The 16,448-nt window shown below is 47.3% G+C and carries 16 protein-coding genes; 6 read left to right on the top strand and 10 right to left on the bottom strand.

The window, feature by feature from the left end; all coding sequences use genetic code 11:
* The first annotated feature begins 29 nt into the window (after nt 1-29).
* Both pmbA and ICN47_RS04785 read left to right on the top strand, forming a co-directional pair.
* Nucleotides 30-1,331 carry a metalloprotease PmbA gene (pmbA, locus tag ICN47_RS04780; RefSeq protein WP_370626266.1) on the top strand — a complete coding sequence of 434 codons (1,302 nt, stop codon included), beginning with the start codon at nt 30-32 and terminating at the stop codon, nt 1,329-1,331.
* Between the two features lie 33 nt (nt 1,332-1,364).
* Nucleotides 1,365-2,447: a TRAP transporter substrate-binding protein gene (locus tag ICN47_RS04785; protein ID WP_216218759.1), complete on the top strand. Its 1,083-nt coding sequence runs from the start codon at nt 1,365-1,367 to the stop codon at nt 2,445-2,447.
* Between the two features lie 63 nt (nt 2,448-2,510).
* Here ICN47_RS04785 and ICN47_RS04790 read toward each other — a convergent pair whose 3' ends face one another.
* From ICN47_RS04790 to fdxA, 4 genes are read right to left on the bottom strand one after another with little or no spacing between them, the layout of a single operon-like run.
* Nucleotides 2,511-2,999, bottom strand: a complete 489-nt coding sequence (locus tag ICN47_RS04790) for a dihydrofolate reductase (RefSeq protein WP_216218760.1) — start codon at nt 2,997-2,999, stop codon at nt 2,511-2,513.
* Nucleotides 3,000-3,010: 11 nt separating this feature from the next.
* Complete coding sequence (locus tag ICN47_RS04795) at nt 3,011-3,805, bottom strand: thymidylate synthase (protein ID WP_216218761.1); 795 nt, start codon at nt 3,803-3,805, stop codon at nt 3,011-3,013.
* A 37-nt stretch (nt 3,806-3,842) separates the two neighbouring features.
* Nucleotides 3,843-4,889 carry an FAD-dependent oxidoreductase gene (locus tag ICN47_RS04800; RefSeq protein WP_216218762.1) on the bottom strand — a complete coding sequence of 349 codons (1,047 nt, stop codon included), beginning with the start codon at nt 4,887-4,889 and terminating at the stop codon, nt 3,843-3,845.
* A 26-nt stretch (nt 4,890-4,915) separates the two neighbouring features.
* Nucleotides 4,916-5,239, bottom strand: coding sequence for a ferredoxin FdxA (gene fdxA / locus ICN47_RS04805; protein WP_216218763.1), 324 nt, complete (start codon nt 5,237-5,239; stop codon nt 4,916-4,918).
* A 117-nt stretch (nt 5,240-5,356) separates the two neighbouring features.
* On the opposite strand from fdxA, the gene ICN47_RS04810 reads away from it, so the two are divergent.
* The gene (locus ICN47_RS04810) at nt 5,357-6,349 is read left to right on the top strand and encodes a D-glycerate dehydrogenase (RefSeq protein ID WP_216218764.1); all 993 of its coding nucleotides are present in this window, start codon (nt 5,357-5,359) and stop codon (nt 6,347-6,349) included.
* Between the two features lie 94 nt (nt 6,350-6,443).
* Here the strand turns inward: ICN47_RS04810 and ICN47_RS04815 are convergent, their stop codons facing one another.
* The 5 genes from ICN47_RS04815 to ICN47_RS04835 form a co-directional block, all read right to left on the bottom strand.
* Nucleotides 6,444-6,737 carry a hypothetical protein gene (locus tag ICN47_RS04815; RefSeq protein ID WP_216175275.1) on the bottom strand — a complete coding sequence of 98 codons (294 nt, stop codon included), beginning with the start codon at nt 6,735-6,737 and terminating at the stop codon, nt 6,444-6,446.
* A gap of 12 nt (nt 6,738-6,749) precedes the next feature.
* A complete protein-coding gene (glp, locus tag ICN47_RS04820) occupies nt 6,750-7,988 on the bottom strand; it encodes a gephyrin-like molybdotransferase Glp (RefSeq protein WP_370626267.1) in 1,239 nt (412 codons plus the stop codon).
* A 74-nt stretch (nt 7,989-8,062) separates the two neighbouring features.
* On the bottom strand, nt 8,063-8,668 hold the full coding sequence (gene mobA, locus ICN47_RS04825) for a molybdenum cofactor guanylyltransferase MobA (protein WP_216218766.1): 606 nt from the start codon (nt 8,666-8,668) through the stop codon (nt 8,063-8,065).
* Nucleotides 8,668-9,783, bottom strand: a complete 1,116-nt coding sequence (gene moaA / locus ICN47_RS04830; protein ID WP_216218767.1) for a GTP 3',8-cyclase MoaA — start codon at nt 9,781-9,783, stop codon at nt 8,668-8,670. The genes mobA and moaA overlap by 1 nt, the downstream gene beginning before the upstream one ends.
* An 84-nt stretch (nt 9,784-9,867) precedes the next feature.
* On the bottom strand, nt 9,868-12,465 hold the full coding sequence (locus ICN47_RS04835) for an Rne/Rng family ribonuclease (RefSeq protein ID WP_216218768.1): 2,598 nt from the start codon (nt 12,463-12,465) through the stop codon (nt 9,868-9,870).
* A 454-nt stretch (nt 12,466-12,919) separates the two neighbouring features.
* Between ICN47_RS04835 and ICN47_RS04840 the strand changes: the two genes are divergently transcribed.
* From ICN47_RS04840 to sppA, 3 genes are read left to right on the top strand one after another with little or no spacing between them, the layout of a single operon-like run.
* A complete protein-coding gene (locus tag ICN47_RS04840) occupies nt 12,920-13,939 on the top strand; it encodes an RluA family pseudouridine synthase (RefSeq protein WP_216218884.1) in 1,020 nt (339 codons plus the stop codon).
* An 8-nt stretch (nt 13,940-13,947) separates the two neighbouring features.
* Nucleotides 13,948-14,634, top strand: a complete 687-nt coding sequence (locus ICN47_RS04845; protein WP_216218769.1) for an HAD-IA family hydrolase — start codon at nt 13,948-13,950, stop codon at nt 14,632-14,634.
* 55 nt (nt 14,635-14,689) lie between these two features.
* Nucleotides 14,690-15,637: a signal peptide peptidase SppA gene (gene sppA, locus ICN47_RS04850; RefSeq protein ID WP_216218770.1), complete on the top strand. Its 948-nt coding sequence runs from the start codon at nt 14,690-14,692 to the stop codon at nt 15,635-15,637.
* A 37-nt stretch (nt 15,638-15,674) separates the two neighbouring features.
* On the opposite strand, the gene ICN47_RS04855 is transcribed toward sppA, so the two are convergent.
* Entirely contained in the window at nt 15,675-16,445 is a 771-nt protein-coding gene (locus tag ICN47_RS04855) for an SAM-dependent methyltransferase (protein WP_216218771.1), read from the bottom strand.
* Nucleotides 16,446-16,448 lie beyond the last annotated feature (3 nt).

Genomic DNA, 16,448 nt, shown 5'->3' on the forward strand with positions numbered 1-16,448 from the left:
CAAACCAGTTTCAAGAAATCGTGGATTTCATGCTTAAAGAGGCCAAAAGAAGGGGTGCCTCAGATGCCATTGCGGAGATTTCTGAGGGTCAGGGCCTCTCGGTCACCGTCCGTAAAGGTGAGGTAGAGACCATTGAGCAAAGTCTGGATAAACAGGTTGGGGTAACCGTATTTTTAGGTCAACGCCGCGGCAATGCCAGTACGAGTGATTTTTCCAAGGAATCACTCAAGGCAACTGTAGAGGCCGCGTACCATATTGCCCAACATACTGCTGAAGATAATTGCGCGGGTCCTGCGGAGCGCAAACTTTTAGAAAAAAATCCTTTGGATTTGGATTTATTCCATCCATGGGATATTGATGCAGCGCATGCAGTTGACATTGCGCGTATCGCTGAGGGCAGTGCTTTTTCTGTCAGTAAGCAAATTCAAAATAGTGATGGCGCTTCAGTCTCGGCACATCATGCACATTTCATGATGGGAACCTCGCATGGTTTCATGGGCGGCTATCCTTTTTCTAGGCACTATATTTCTTGCGCACCGATTGCGACTGAGAAGGGTAAGCAAGCGCGTATGCAGCGTGATGACTGGTACTCCAGCTCCCGTATTCCGCAAGAGTTAGCAGATCCTGCTGCGATAGGTAAGTACGCTGCAGAACGCGCTTTATCTCGTCTCAAAGCAAGATCGATTACTACGCGACGTTGCCCTGTGATTTTTGAAGCACCTCTAGCCGCTGGTTTATTGGGGGGCTTGGTACAAGCTGTGTCGGGTGGTGCCTTGTATCGCCGCTCTAGCTTTTTGCTAGATAGTTTAGGCAAGCAAGTTCTTCCAAAACATATCAGTTTGTTTGAAGATCCGCATTTGAAGTCGATGACGGGCAGTGCACCTTTTGATGAAGAGGGCGTCAAAACTTCAGCAAGAACAGTCGTCAATAAAGGCATATTAGAAGGTTACTTTTTATCAACTTACTCTGCTCGTAAATTAGGGATGCAGACTACTGGCAATGCAGGTGGCTCTCATCACCTCACTTTGCAAAGCAAAAAAACACCTAAGGGCGGTTTACCTGCTCTGCTAAAAGAGATGGGCACTGGTTTATTGGTAACAGAATTGATGGGCCAGGGCGTGAACTACGTTACCGGCGACTACTCACGTGGAGCATTTGGTTACTGGGTGGAAAATGGTGAAATTCAGTACCCGGTAGAAGAGGTCACCATTGCAGGTAATTTACGCGACATGCTTCTCGATATTCAAATGATTGGAAGTGACACCTTAATTCGGGGTACAAAAGAAACAGGTTCGATCTTGATTGGATCGATGACGGTTGGCGGTAAATAATAATTAAATCTAAGATATTGGGAGGAGATGACAATGCAAAGACGTTCCTTTTTAAAGAAAGCCACTCTAGGTGCTGGCGCTGCCGCTCTTGCTGCCCCAGCCATTAGTCAAAGTTTGCCGACCTTAAACTGGCGTCTTGTTTCTAGCTTTCCTAAATCTTTAGATACTTTATATGGCACGCCGGAAGTGTTTGCCAACGCCTTGCGTAAGGCCACAGATGGCAAATTCAACGTCAAAGTATTTGCTGCAGGAGAAGTTGTTCCCGCCCTCCAGGTATTAGATGCTGTTCAAAATGGCACTGTGGAATGCGGACATACAGCCAGTTATTACTATCTTGGTAAGAACAGCGCTTTTATTTTTGACACCGCTGCTCCGTTTGGAATGACGGCGCGCCAGCAGTCTGCTTGGATGCTGCAAGGTAATGGCATGAAGTTAATGCGCGAGCTCTACGCTACGTACAACATTGTCAATTTCCTAGGCGGCCAAACCGGTACCCAAATGGGTGGTTGGTTTCGTAAGGAAATTAAATCACCAGCGGATTTAAAGGGTCTAAAATTTCGTATCGCTGGATTCGCTGGACAGGTATTAGCGAAGTTGGGTGTAGTACCTCAGCAACTTCCTGCGGGCGAGATTTACTCCGCCCTAGAAAAAGGGACTATCGATGCGGCGGAATTTGTAGGGCCATATGACGATGAAAAATTAGGCCTAGCTAAGGTAGCTAAAAATTACTACTACCCAGCTTTCTGGGAGGGTGCTGCGGCATTGTCATTTTTGGTCAATAAAAAGCAGTGGGATGCCTTACCTCCTTCCTACCAGGCTGCATGGGAGGCTGCTACGGTTTTGGCGCATACCGATATGTGCGCTAAGTACGATGCCCTCAATCCTCCAGCGCTTCAGCGTTTAGTGCAAAACGGGGCCGTATTACGTAAATTTAACTCTTCTGTGCTGGATGCCTGCTTTAAGGCGGCCGAAGAGACTTATGTAGAAGAATCTGCGAAGAACCCGCAATTTAAAAAGATCTTTGAAGACTATCGCGTTTTCAGGAACATGGAAGCGCAATGGTTTGGTTTGGCAGAAGAGGCTTTTGCCCAATATAGTTTTGCTAAAAAGCTTTAATGAACAATGCTAGATATATTTGAATTAATTTTGTTGTAAATAAGGGCTCCTCGGAGCCCTTATTTATTGACGCTCTAGCGTAATGAAGTTAAAGCTGATGTCACCCTCTGAACCCGAGGTTCGCTCTATCTCTTGCCATTGACTTGGGTTTGGAACCTCAAAGAAGGTATCGCCACCTTCAATATCTAGATCGATTTCTGTAATAAATAAACGATCGGCTTTATCGAAGGCTTGTGTAAAGAGTTGTTCTCCGCCAATGACAAAGACGCGAGGAGTGTCGCTGAGTCGATTCAGTGCTTCATCCAGGGATCCGGCAACTTCTGCGCCAGTGAGGGTCAAGTCCGCGTTGCGACTCACAACAATATTGCGACGACCAGGAAGTGGGCGACCAATCGACTCCCAGGTTTTACGGCCCATGATGACCGGGAATCCCATAGTGACGCGTTTGAAGAATTGCAGGTCAGCAGAAATCTTCCAGGGCATTTGGTTGTCACGGCCAATGACGTGATTGCGCGAGCGCGCAACAATCATAGAAATGGCGGGTTGAGTCATCGGATGCTCTCTTAAATAGCTACTGGAGCTTTAATGTGGGGATGACATTCGTAACCAGTAATTTCAAAGTCTTCGAATTCATAGTCAAAGATGGAGTCTGGTTTGCGCAGAATATTCAGTTTTGGTAATGGAAAAAAATCTCTGGAGAGCTGCAGGTCTACTTGCTCAAGGTGATTGCTATATAGATGGCAGTCACCGCCTGTCCAGATGAAATCTCCGACCTCTAGGTTACATTGCTGCGCCACCATATGGGTGAGTAGTGCATAGCTGGCAATGTTAAAAGGTACGCCTAAGAAAATATCTGCGCTACGTTGGTAGAGTTGGCAGGAAAGCTTGCCATCAGCAACGTAGAACTGAAAGAAAGCATGACACGGGGCTAAAGCCATGCGTGGAATATCTGCTACGTTCCAAGCCGAAACAATAATTCGACGGGAATCCGGATTTTTCTTGATGGTTTCAATGACTTCAGCAATTTGATCAATGTGCTGACCATTGGGCGCTGGCCATGAACGCCATTGATAGCCATAAATTGGGCCTAACTCACCATCCGGTGCAGCCCATTCATTCCAGATGGAAACTCCGCGCTCTTTAAGCCAATTGTTATTAGTGCTTCCTTTGAGGAACCACAGTAATTCATAAATGATGGACTTGAGGTGCAGTTTTTTTGTAGTCACCATCGGAAAGCCGTCTGCCAAATTAAAGCGCATCTGGTGCCCAAATACCGAGATAGTTCCTGTGCCGGTCCTGTCGGACTTTTGAACGCCCTTGGCTAGGACTTCTTTCATGAGATCGTGATATTGGCGCATACAAAAATTCGCTAAAAATGAATAGCTATAGGATAACTTACTCGGGTGTGTTTGGCTTTACCCCAAGAACCTTATGCAGCTTAGGGGAGGTGGTGGTGTATTGAAGCTGAATCTGCTTTTCGGGGTTGAGGTATGCGGCGGCGGCAAAGGCGGCTAATGCAGCCTCATGAAAGCCCGACAGAATGAGTTTTTTCTTACCGGGATAGACATTGATATCGCCTACTGCATAAATTCCGGGGATGCTAGTCTCAAAATTTTGAGTATCTACAGCAATTTGTTTGCGGTCGATCTCCAGACCCCAGTCAGCAATGGGGCCTAGCTTTGGTGAAAGACCAAAGAAGACCAATAGATCATCCAAAGGAAGTAATTGTGTATTGCCATCAATATCGGTGACTGTAATTTCAGCCAGGCGTTTATCAATAGTTTCATAAGCGGTAATTTGACCAATCAGCAATTGCATTTTTTGGGCCACGCAAAGCGCACGCATTTTTTTAATGGCCAGGGGTGCGGCCTTAAATTCATCACGACGATGAATGAGGGTGACGCTAGTAGCTTTATCGGCAAAGTGCAGCGCCCAATCTAGGGCTGCATCGCCACCTCCGCAAATCACCAATTTTTTATTGGAGAACTGTTCTGGATGTTTGACGCGATAAAAAACTTGTTGGTTATCAAAGGCTGATAGGCCCTCAAGATTGAGGATGCGTGGCTGAAAGGCGCCTACTCCGGCGGCAATGAATACAGTCTTAGTCAGAAAGTGTTCATCTTTCGAGGTGCTGATTAAAAAGCGCCCATCCGCTTGTTGCTTGAGTTCCGTGACCTCTTGATCCAAATGAAACTGAGCGCCAAACGGTTCAATTTGCTTGAGTAAATTATTAGTCAGCTCCCGCCCGGTGCATACGGGTATTGCGGGGATGTCATAAATGGGTTTATCAGGATACAGCTCGATACATTGACCGCCAACTTCCGGCAGCGAGTCAATCACGTGCGCTTTGATTTCAAGTAGACCTAGTTCAAAGACCTGAAAGAGGCCCACCGGTCCGGCGCCAATAATGACAGCGTCGGTTTGGATGGGCGTGTGCAACACAAATTCTCGAAAGTGTGAAGTAAGGTTTACTTCACCAACTGATCAAGCTTGCTCTTCACATCTTTCCATTCTTCAGCATCTGGAAGAGCGGCTTTAGATTTGGTGATCGATGTCCAGCTAGGAGAAAGTTCAGCATTCAATTTGATAAATGCTTGTTGGTCACCTGGCACATCATCCTCAGCGTAGATTGCATTTACTGGGCACTCTGGTACGCAGACAGCACAGTCAATACATTCATCAGGATCGATTACTAAGAAGTTCGGGCCTTCGCGAAAGCAATCTACTGGGCAAACGTCAACGCAGTCGGTGTATTTGCAGCGGATACAAGATTCGGTAACAACGTAAGTCATGGTGTTCTATTTCAAGAGCCCCAGAAATGGGGCGGTAAGTGATAAAAACCCAATTTTAGCTTAAATGGCCTATTTTTCAGGCAAATAGCTCAATTTAGTTGAGGTAAAGTCTCCCCTATGAATACACAGTCAAAACCTAAAATTCTTGTCGCAAGAGCCATATTCCCTGAGGCTTTGGCTAAATTAGAGGAGTCTTTCGAGGTTCGCTCGAATCAGGAAGATCGGATCTTTAGCTCAGCAGAACTACAAAAAGAGCTCGCAAGCGTAGTGGGGGCATTGGTTGCTGGTAGCGAACGTATTGACGCCAATGCCTTAGCGAATGCAAAAGATTTGAAGGTCGTTGCCAATATTTCTGTGGGCTACAACAATTTTGATGTGCCAGCAATGACTGCGGCTGGAGTCATGGCAACCAATACACCGGATGTATTAACTGATACCACGGCAGATTTTGGTTTTGCGTTATTGATGGCCACTGCACGCCGTATTACAGAATCAGAGCATTGGGTGAGAAATGGTCACTGGGATAAGTGGTCGATTGTGCACAACCCGCTTGGTATGGATCTGCATCACACTACGATCGGCATTATTGGTATGGGCCGTATTGGTCAGGGTATTGCTAAGCGTGCCTTGGGTTTTGGTATGAATGTGATTTATCACAATCGCAGCCGTTTATCTGAAGCGGATGAAAAAGCTTGCGGAGCAAAGTATGTATCAAAAGAAGAGTTGCTAAAAACTGCGGACCATGTTGTGTTGGTATTGCCTTATACGGCAGAGAATCATCACACCATCGGCGCTAAAGAAATCGCCTTAATGAAACCGACGGCAACCCTGGTAAACATTGCCCGCGGGGGTATTGTGGACGATGCCGCTTTAGCGCATGCGCTTAAAGCAAACAAAATCTTTGCTGCAGGTCTCGATGTATTTGAGGGTGAGCCAGGTGTTCATTCAGAGCTGCTGAAATTGAGCAATGTGGTCTTAGCTCCTCATATTGCAAGCGCAACAGAAAAGACGCGCAGGGCGATGGTGGATCTGGCGGTCGAAAACTTGCGTGCTGCATTGTCAGGTAAGAAACCACCGAGCTTAATTAATTCTGAATTGTTTAAAGCCTAATATATTAGATTAAAAATAAAACATCAGAATTCAGAAAACAAAAAAGCCGAACTGAGCAACTACTGAGTTCGGCTTTATGTTTTTTAGAAGCAGCTTATTCGGCTTCAATTTCTTCCGGGAGTTCACGCAGCGCCAGTTCAATGCCACCAAATTTACCGGCTACCCAGTTATACACTTTACAAGCAATCCACAGTAGACCAAAACCAAGTAAGGCATTCAGAATAAGCGCTGAGAGCACCGTAAAACCGGGGATTGCACCATCACGGATGAAGGCCACAAAGAGGGCCAATAAAACGATTGGGACTGAGAAGCATAGGTAAACCAACACTAAGGTTTTGGCTGTATGCATGGGATCGAGGAAGACGAGTTCTTTTTTGCTAAGTTTCATGATGACGCAATCTTAAAGCAGTCCATCAAAAAGCGCTATATCTACCCATTCACCAGCAGCAATATTTCCTTGATCATGTTGAAGAATAACAAAGCAATTTGCCTCACTCATCGAGCGCAAAATGCCTGCACCTTGGCTACCCGTCAGTTTCACAGCGGGCTTACCGTCTGGACTGCGCCCCAAGATGGCACGTTGGAACTCCGTGCGACCAGGCTTTTTCCGAATCGGAAACTCGGAAATCGCTTGGGTCAGAACGGGCTCGGTTTGCTTGGCGCCGTTGAGCTGCAATAAGGCTGCCCGTACAAACTGATAGAAAGTCACCATCACTGCTACAGGATTGCCGGGTAGTCCAAAGAATAGTGTTTTGCGTGCTGGAGATTTTCCAGGGACGGGTCTTAGCATGCCAAATGCCATGGGGCGACCTGGCCTCATGGCAATTTTCCAAAATCCTACATCCCCCAACTCTTGCATGATTTGCTTAGTGAAATCCGCCTCGCCTACCGATACCCCTCCAGAAGAGATGAGTACGTCAGCGTGCTTGGCAGCTTCGCAAAAAGCCGCTTTCAGTGAGGCAGGGTCATCTCGCACAATGCCGCAATCAATAATCTCTAAGTTGAGGCGATTCAAAAGTCCCGTGAGGCTATAGCGGTTGCTATCGTAGATGCTGCCATTTTCAAGGGCTTGGCCCAATGAACGAAGCTCATCTCCTGAAGATAGAATTGCCACCTTCAGTTTGCGGTTGACCTTGAGTGTTGCAATACCAAGGGAAGCTGCTAAGCCTAAATCGGAGGGGCGCAAAAGACGTCCAGCAGCAATCGCAGGCTTACCCTTTTGTAAGTCTTCACCACGCAGGCGACGATTTTCTCCAGACTTCACTTGATTTTGTTTAAAGCGAATCAGGATGTTATCGCCAGACTCTGTGAACTCTTGCGGTATCACCGTATCGCAGTCGGCTGGCATCAGTGCACCAGTCATGATTTTCAGGCATTGCCCCTCGCCAACACTGCCTTCATAAGGCTTGCCAGCAAACGCAGTGCCAACAACCGTCAGGGTAATTTCAGGAGCATTTGTCTCAAGACATTTGCTATTAAAAGCAAAGCCATCCATCGCAGAATTATCCGCGGATGGAACGTCAATTGGAGATAAGATATCCTCTGCCAAAATTCGGTTGATCGCTTGATCGAGGGAAACGGTTTCAATATCAGCAGGATCATTGAGGGCTTTTGATTCTGCAATAAGCTCATCTACCATTTTTGCAATGGCTTTGCGGGCTTCATCGACATGCAAAGATGAGCTCAGAAGAATGGGGTTATTAGGAGACTGTTTCATCTCGATATTTTCTCTAAGTTCTGCAACTCTTCAGGGGTATTGACGTTTGCAAAGGCATTAGCATCATTAAAGATCACTGTACCCGAACGTAGCTCTTTGAACCAGCGATCGATTTTCAGATCACCCTTTTGCAAAAAGCGCTCAAGCGACCCTAATAAATCGGTGCGTATTAAGCAGAAAACAGGTTGCGCCCAAACCTTGCCATCAGCCTCTTGGCTTGAAGCATAGACAAGTTGAAAATTTCCACGTTCCATTTCATTCGCAAGTTGCGATGCAAGGTCTAGTGGAAGTAGGGGTGAGTCGCAAGGGGATGTCAGCATATAAGGCGTTTTACAGGCTTTGAGTCCGGCGGAAAAACCGGCTAGCGGCCCAGAAAAATCTGGAGTTTCATCCAAGATAACGGGGTAGCCGTAAGTAGCGTATTGAGTGATGTTCCGATTGGCATTAATCAGGATAGGCCCAACTTGATTTTGTAAGCGCCCAATAGCTGAGGCAATCAGTGGTTTTTCCAGGAAGGGAATCAGTCCCTTATCAATACCACCCATGCGTTGCGCTCTTCCACCAGCAAGAATTAGTCCAGTAATGTCGCCTGTTGCAATCATTAGCCGCCGATATAAGACATTTCGACCTTGCGATTTCCAGTCGATAGGTTGGCGGTATTGGACCCCCGAATTTCAGAATAGTGATCATCTCGCCCTGCCCAAGTGTTCATAACGGCATTGGCGATTTCTAAATCACTGCGTCCGGAGCGCAACATGGTTTTAAAGTCATAACCTTGATTAGCAAATAAGCATTGGTACATTTGCCCATCAGTAGAGATACGAGCACGAGTACATTCGTGGCAGAAGGTTTGGGTCACGCTGGAGATCACACCGACTTCTCCTGATCCATCAAGATAGCGCCAGCGCTGAGCAACTTCACCGGAGTAATTTGCCTCTACAGGTTCTAGTGGGAAGACCTCATTGATGCGTGCAATGACTTCTTTAGAAGGGAGAACTTCAGCCATATTCCAGCCATTCGAGCTACCTACATCCATGAACTCAATAAATCGCAGAATGACACCAGTACCCTTGAAATGTTTCGCCATGGAAACAATCTCATGATCATTCGTTCCTTTTTTGACAACCATATTGACCTTGATATTTTCAAAGCCAACTTCATGTGCTGCCAAGATGCCATCCAATACATCGGCAACCGGAAAATCCACATCATTCATTTTCTTAAATATTGCATCATCCAGGCCATCCAGACTCACAGTAAGTCTTTGTAAACCAGCAGCTTTGAGAGCAGCAGCTTTCTTGCGCAAGATGCTGCCATTCGTAGTGAGGGTGAGATCTAAAGGTTTGTCATCTGGTGTGCGAAGTTGCGCCAGCATGCCAATCAGCACTTCTAAGTTTTTACGAAGTAGGGGTTCGCCACCAGTCAGCCGGATTTTTTCTACACCCATGCTCGCAAAGATTGAACTTAAGCGAGTAATTTCTTCAAAGCTCAGGAGTTCTTGATGCGATAGATACGGATAATTTTTATCAAATACTTCTTTGGGCATGCAATAAGTGCAGCGAAAGTTGCAGCGATCAGTCACCGAGATACGAAGGTCGCGTAGTTTGCGACCACGAGAATCTTGGGTATTTCCATGAGGTGCCATCAACTGTCCAGGAATAGACGGTGTAAGGCCTCTGCCTTCATCGATACGAATGGGGATTACTTTTTCAACCATATTCTTAATTATGGCTGTGAAACGGGGTTTCTGCCAAACCGCCAAATATCCTTGTGGGATAAATGGCAGTCTGGAGAAAAAGCTTTAGACCGTTTTTTCTTGGCCGCCGGTTTCAACTAAAACCATTGGACCATCTGGCAGGCTAGCTGCCGGTTTTGGGGCTCTGCCCAAGTTTTCTTTTAATGGCTCTGCCTGAATCTGGCCTTGAACTTCTGCATGCTTGCTCGAGTCCGTTGCTACCCAAATCATTCCTGCAGATTGCACCACGCTATGCAATGGTGTTTCTTTAAGCGCCTGGAAGGCTACCTTAGGAAGTTCTGGCATCGGTTTTGCAATGACTTCAATCGCTGCAGCAACAGCTTTTACTGGAGCTGGTGTTGCTGATTGAGCAGGGCGTGGAGCGCGCGGTGCACGTGGTGCTCGCTCTTGCTTTTCAGCCGCAGGCTTAGCATTACCAAAACTATTAGCAAGATTTTGCATTGGCATTGTTGCGGAAGCGCCAGCCATTCCAACAGGAGGTCCTGAGAAAGTGGGAGTGCTTGTCGCTACAACTGCAGGTGCATCACCAGTTGCCTCGGTACGCTCGCCATGTTGACCGCGACCACGACCACGACGATTGCGACTACGACCACGACGCTCTTCACCATCAGCTCCTACAGCAGCTTCGCTACCAGGAGCGGCTTCCGTTGCCGGCGTTACAGCAGCTGGAGTAGCTTGATTGCGAGCGCCTTCTTGGCGTTCTGGCTTAGGACCATTTAGATTATTGTGATTGCCGTTACGGTTATTGCGATTGCGGTTGTTATTACCACCTTCAGTAGGCGCACCTTCAGCTGCATTCGCTGCTGGACGTTCAGCACGATCACCTCTGTCGCCGCGACGACCGCGGTTACGGTTGTTGCGATCACCAGTCCGACCTTGATTGCGACCACGAGCATTACTTGGTGCTGGTTTCTCTTCTACTGCAGGCGCAGCGGAGAAGAGGCGCTTAATAAAGCCAAATAAACCACCAGTGCTTTCTACAGCCACTTTTTCAGTACGAGCAGGGCGTGGTTGGCTAATAGGCGCAGGCTGAGTTGGTGTAATGCCTTTGACAGCTGCCTCAGGACGCACTTTCACATCAGCATCTTTTTTGCTTACTGTTGTGTCGGTCTCAAGTTCACGAGCTGCTTCTTCAGCCATCACATAACTTGCTTTTTGGTCATCAAGACGTGGATCGTCATGACGCAAACGCTCTAGTTTGTAATGTGGTGTTTCTAAGTGCTTGTTTGGAACCATTAAGACGTTCACTTTGAAGCGTGACTCAATCTTAATTACTTCAGCACGTTTTTCGTTCAAGAGGAATGCGGCTACTTCAACCGGTACTTGAGTATGAATAGCGGCCGTATTCTCTTTCATTGCCTCTTCTTGAATAATACGAAGCACTTGCAATGCAGAAGATTCGGTATCGCGAATATGGCCTGTGCCGTTACAACGTGGGCAAGTGACATGACTGCCTTCAGAAAGCGCAGGGCGCAAACGTTGGCGTGACATTTCCATTAAGCCAAACTTCGAGATCTTGCCCATTTGTACGCGAGCACGATCATGACGCAAAGCATCGCGCAAACGATTCTCTACATCCTTTTGAGCTTTGCTCGATTCCATGTCGATAAAGTCGATCACGATCAAGCCACCCAAGTCACGTAAACGCGCTTGACGAGCGATTTCATCCGCAGCTTCTAAGTTCGTACGAGTTGCAGTCTCTTCAATATCAGAGCCGCGGGTTGCGCGTGCAGAGTTCACGTCTACTGAAACCAAGGCTTCAGTATGGTCAATCACGATAGCGCCGCCTGATGGCAAGGGCACTGTGCGTGAATAAGCAGTTTCAATCTGGTGCTCAATTTGGAAACGGGAGAACAAAGGCACATCATCTTGATAGCGCTTTACTCTTGGCAAGTTATCCGGCATCACCACTGACATAAAGGCAGCAGCTTGTTCGTAAATGTCATCGGTATCGATGAGGATCTCACCAATATCTGGCTGGAAGTAATCGCGGATTGCGCGAATGACGAGGCTAGATTCTAGGTAGATCAGTAATGGCGCTGAATTGCCTTTAGCGGCTTCATCAATCGCCTTCCATAACTGCATTAAATAGCTTAAGTCCCACTGCAATTCAGTAGCATCGCGGCCAATACCAGCGGTACGTGCAATGATGCTCATGCCATCGGGCACTTCTAATTGGGACATGGCTTCACGGAGCTCTTGGCGATCTTCGCCTTCAATGCGACGAGAAACACCGCCTCCGCGTGGATTATTTGGCATTAATACCAAATAACGTCCTGCCAGAGAGATAAAGGAGGTGAGTGCGGCACCTTTTTGGCCACGCTCTTCTTTTTCAACCTGAACAATAATTTCTTGGCCTTCACGCAAAGCTTCTTTAATGGAAGCATTGCGAACGTCTACGCCTTCTTTGAAATAGGTACGCGCTACTTCTTTGAAAGGCAGGAAGCCATGACGCTCTTCGCCGTAATTAACAAAGCAAGCCTCAAGCGAGGGCTCAATGCGGGTAATGACACCTTTGTAGATATTGCCTTTGCGTTGTTCACGGCCGGCAGCTTCGATATCGATATCAATGAGTTTTTGACCATCTACGATGGCAACTCGCAACTCTTCTTGTTGAGTTGCATTAAACAACATGCGTTTCATAACACTCTCCTATGGGGGAGGGCGTCGCTGCGCGCTGCGTTAGGGGACAGGTTAGATACCACTTGGGACTAAGCCCAAGGCGGTTTATGAGTGTGGATCATGCCAATCTAGGCCTCTTTTGCCTAGTTCACCAAAATAACGGTCAGTTAAATCAGTGCCACACTTGACGATCGCCGCAGAGACCTCCTTTAGGTCATCAATGCAGGCGCGCGCCTGAAAACTGTCTTCTAATCGCGGGTCGCGGCATACGGCACACCAACCCTGCGCCTCATTACAACGGGGGAGGGGCAACCCCGGGAGTCTTTTAAAGGGCGACTCCAAGCTCCACGATTCAAACCTGACTTCAGGCTGGTCTCGGGCCAATAAATTGGCTAGAGCGTTGATTATACGGCACAAGTTGAATGACAATGGGGTATTGTTGAGTCCCTCGCCGAGGTGGCGAGAGAGATAAATGATGAAATCTGACCCAGTATCCAAGCCAAAAGCAGCCCCCACAGTCCATTTGCAGACCATTGGTCCAGAAGAGGCGGGGCAGCGCTTAGATAACTATTTACTGCGCTGGGCCAAAGGCGTGCCCAAAAGTCACGTTTATCGGATTATTCGCTCGGGAGAGGTGCGAGTGAATAAGAAGCGGGCTGAGCCCACTACCCGATTGATTGAGGGAGATTTAGTACGGGTCCCACCCGTAAGGATCGCTGAGCCTGCTCAAATGGCGGCAGTCAATACCGCTCAAACCAAATCTCGGGCGCAAGGCTATTCAGACAAAATGCCAATTCTCTTTGAGGATGAGGCCTTATTAATTGTGGATAAACCTGCTGGTCTGGCAGTCCATGGCGGCTCTGGGATTGCGCTAGGGGTTATCGAAACCCTGCGGATTACGCGCCCTGAACTCAAATTCTTAGAATTAGTGCACCGCCTAGACCGCGATACTTCCGGTGTATTGCTGTTGGCTAAAAAACGTAGTGCTCTGGTGGAATTGCATCGGCAGATTCGCGAAGGCCAGACTGATAAGCGCTATTACTTGCTGGCACATGGCGCCATCGCTCAGGGCGCCCAAGTCATGCAACTCAAATATCCTCTTCATAAGTATTTGTTGGCGAATGGTGAGCGCCGTGTACGCGTTGATCCCGATGGCCTGCCAAGTCATACCGCTTTGCGAGTGACCAAAACCTTTCAGCGTGAGGATGCAGCCATCACCTTGGCGGAGGCACAGTTAAAAACAGGGCGCACCCATCAAATCCGCGTGCATTTGCTAAAGTTGGGCCACGCTATATTGGGTGATGACAAGTATGGATTTGAGGATATAGACAAGCAAATTAAATCCAAGCGTCTGTATTTACATGCCCACTTGGCAGGTTTTACACATCCTCGTACAGGTGAAAAGATGCGCATTGAATCGCCATTGCCTGCAGAGTTTGCGGCGATGATGAACACGTTTGATCAAGCGCCTAAAATAATTAAAGAAGACGAATAACACTGTAGATGAACTCAGCTAATCACTCTAACCGCCGCTATGACCTGATTGTGTGGGACTGGGATGGAACCATTATGGATTCCACTCCTACGATTGTTCACTGTATTCAGCAGTCGTGTCGTGACTTAGGTTTTAAAGTGCCCGACGATGCTTTAGCCAGTTCGGTAATTGGTCTTGGTATTCATGATTCCTTACGCAGGGCAGTTCCCTGGGTTGATCCGGCGCACTTTCAAAAGCTTACAGATCGTTTTCGCTTTCACTACTTAGTCAAAGATCATGAACTAGATTTGTTTGTTGGCATTCGTGAATTGCTGGAAAGTTTGCGCGCAGATAAATACTTATTAGGCGTCGCTACTGGTAAATCCCGCGTTGGTTTAGATCGCTCTTTGAAGCATCACCAAATAGGGCACTTATTCCATGAAACGCGCACTGCTGATGAGTCTTTTTCTAAACCCCATCCTGGCATGCTACTGGAATTATCTGATGTCACTCAGGTGCCTACACGCCGAATCTTGATGATTGGTGACACAACTCATGACTTAGATATGGCTGCCAATGCTGGTGTGGATGCTGTAGCAGTGACTTATGGGGCCCATCCTCCCGAGACATTGAAGGAGTCACCTTCTTTGGCTCATGTGGATAACGTTACTCAGCTATCGCATTGGCTAAAAGAAAATCTCACTACACCCGCTTAAAGCAAGCGTTTTAAAGACTTTGAATTTAAAAAAGAATTACTAAGGAATTTGAAAAATGGAAAACAATCCAAACCCTAATTGGGAACGTCAGGCACTTGAGCATTTATTGCTCGAGAATCTAAAAGAAACTCGTAAAGCGCGGCGTTGGAAAGCAGTGTTGCGCGTACTGACGCTATTAGTCATTGTGGCCGTAGTCATTGCCGTATTCGATTTTCATCTTCCAGGGCGCGGCATGGGAGTGGAAAAGCATACTGCGATGGTGACTTTGGATGGGGAAATTTCTTCCAGCTCAATGGCTAACGCGATGGATATTAATTCTTCACTCGTGTCGGCTTTTGAAAATGAACATAGTGCTGGTGTAGTTTTGCGCATCAATAGCCCTGGCGGATCACCTGTACAAGCTGGCATGATCAATGATGAGATTCATCGCTTACGCAAGCTCTATCCGAAGAAGCCTTTTTATGTCGTGGTTGAGGATATTTGCGCTTCGGGTGGTTATTACGTTGCTGTTGCTGCAGATCAAATCTTGGTAGATAAAGCAAGCTTGGTAGGTTCCATTGGCGTCATTATGGAAGGCTTTGGATTTACAGGCCTCATGGACAAATTGGGTGTAACCCGTCGCATGATTACAGCGGGATCCAATAAGGGCATGATGGATCCGTTTAGTAAAGAAAATCCACAGCAAGTGGAAATGATTAAAACCATGATCGATGAAATCCATCAGCAATTTATTGCCGTGGTGAAAGAGGGTCGCGGATCTCGCTTAAAAGAAACACCAGACTTATTTTCGGGACGTGTTTGGAATGGTGAACAGGCCATTAAGATCGGCCTAGTGGATGGCTACGGCACCGTAGACTCTGTAGCGCGTGATGTCTTTAAAGCGCCGGATATCTTGGACTACACCATGAAAGAAAACTTTGCGGAGCGTGTTGCTAAGCGCTTTGGTGCTGAAGCTGGCGCTGCTGCGGGAAAGGCTTTAATTAAGACTCCCGATTTGAAGTAAAACAATACCAATTAATAAGAAGACTTAAAAAACCTATTTAGGCCAGCAGTAGAAATACTGTTGGCCTATTTTGTAATGGGACGCATGCAGCTTCATTCGGGTAGCGCTTACGCCAGTCTGCAATTGAGAGTGTGGCGATCATTTCAGAGGGTAAACTTAAATCCACTCCGAGACAAAGCAATGACTGTGGCGCTAAAGTGTTGATGCAAGCCATGAGCATCGCAGTATTGCGATAGGGTGTCTCAATCCAAATTTGAGTCTGCTGAAGCTTTCTAGACTCCACTTCAAGTTGCTTGAGTTTGGCACTACGCTCATGCATGTCATGCGGCAAATACCCTTGAAAGGCAAAGCGTTGACCATTGAGTCCGCTTGCCATCAAGCCCAACAGAATGGAGCTCGGTCCAATCAAAGGTTTTACCTTGGCTCCTAATTTGTGGGCAGCCAATACCAGTTCTGCGCCAGGATCAGCAACCCCTGGCACGCCTGCTTCAGACATCAACCCCATGTCATTGCCTGCTAGCAATGGTTTAAGAAGATCGGCTGGTTTTATGGCATCGCCATACTTAGCGTTACGAGCGGCACCACGCCATTCGCCCATTTGCATTTCTTGGATAGTGCAAATTAACGGGGAGACACTATCGATTGCCTTAAGAAGGGCGCGCGCTGTTTTTGCATCCTCAACAATCCAGTGTTTGAGTTTGGCAGCTTGAGAGATCGTTTCGTTCGGCAGTACCCATGGCAACTGTGCAGTACGCGCATCATCACCCAAAGTGTTGGGAACTAAAAAAAGAGTGCCAAGTTTGCTCATAAA

The organism is Polynucleobacter sp. AP-Latsch-80-C2 (assembly GCF_018882185.1).
GTDB lineage: Bacteria > Pseudomonadota > Gammaproteobacteria > Burkholderiales > Burkholderiaceae > Polynucleobacter.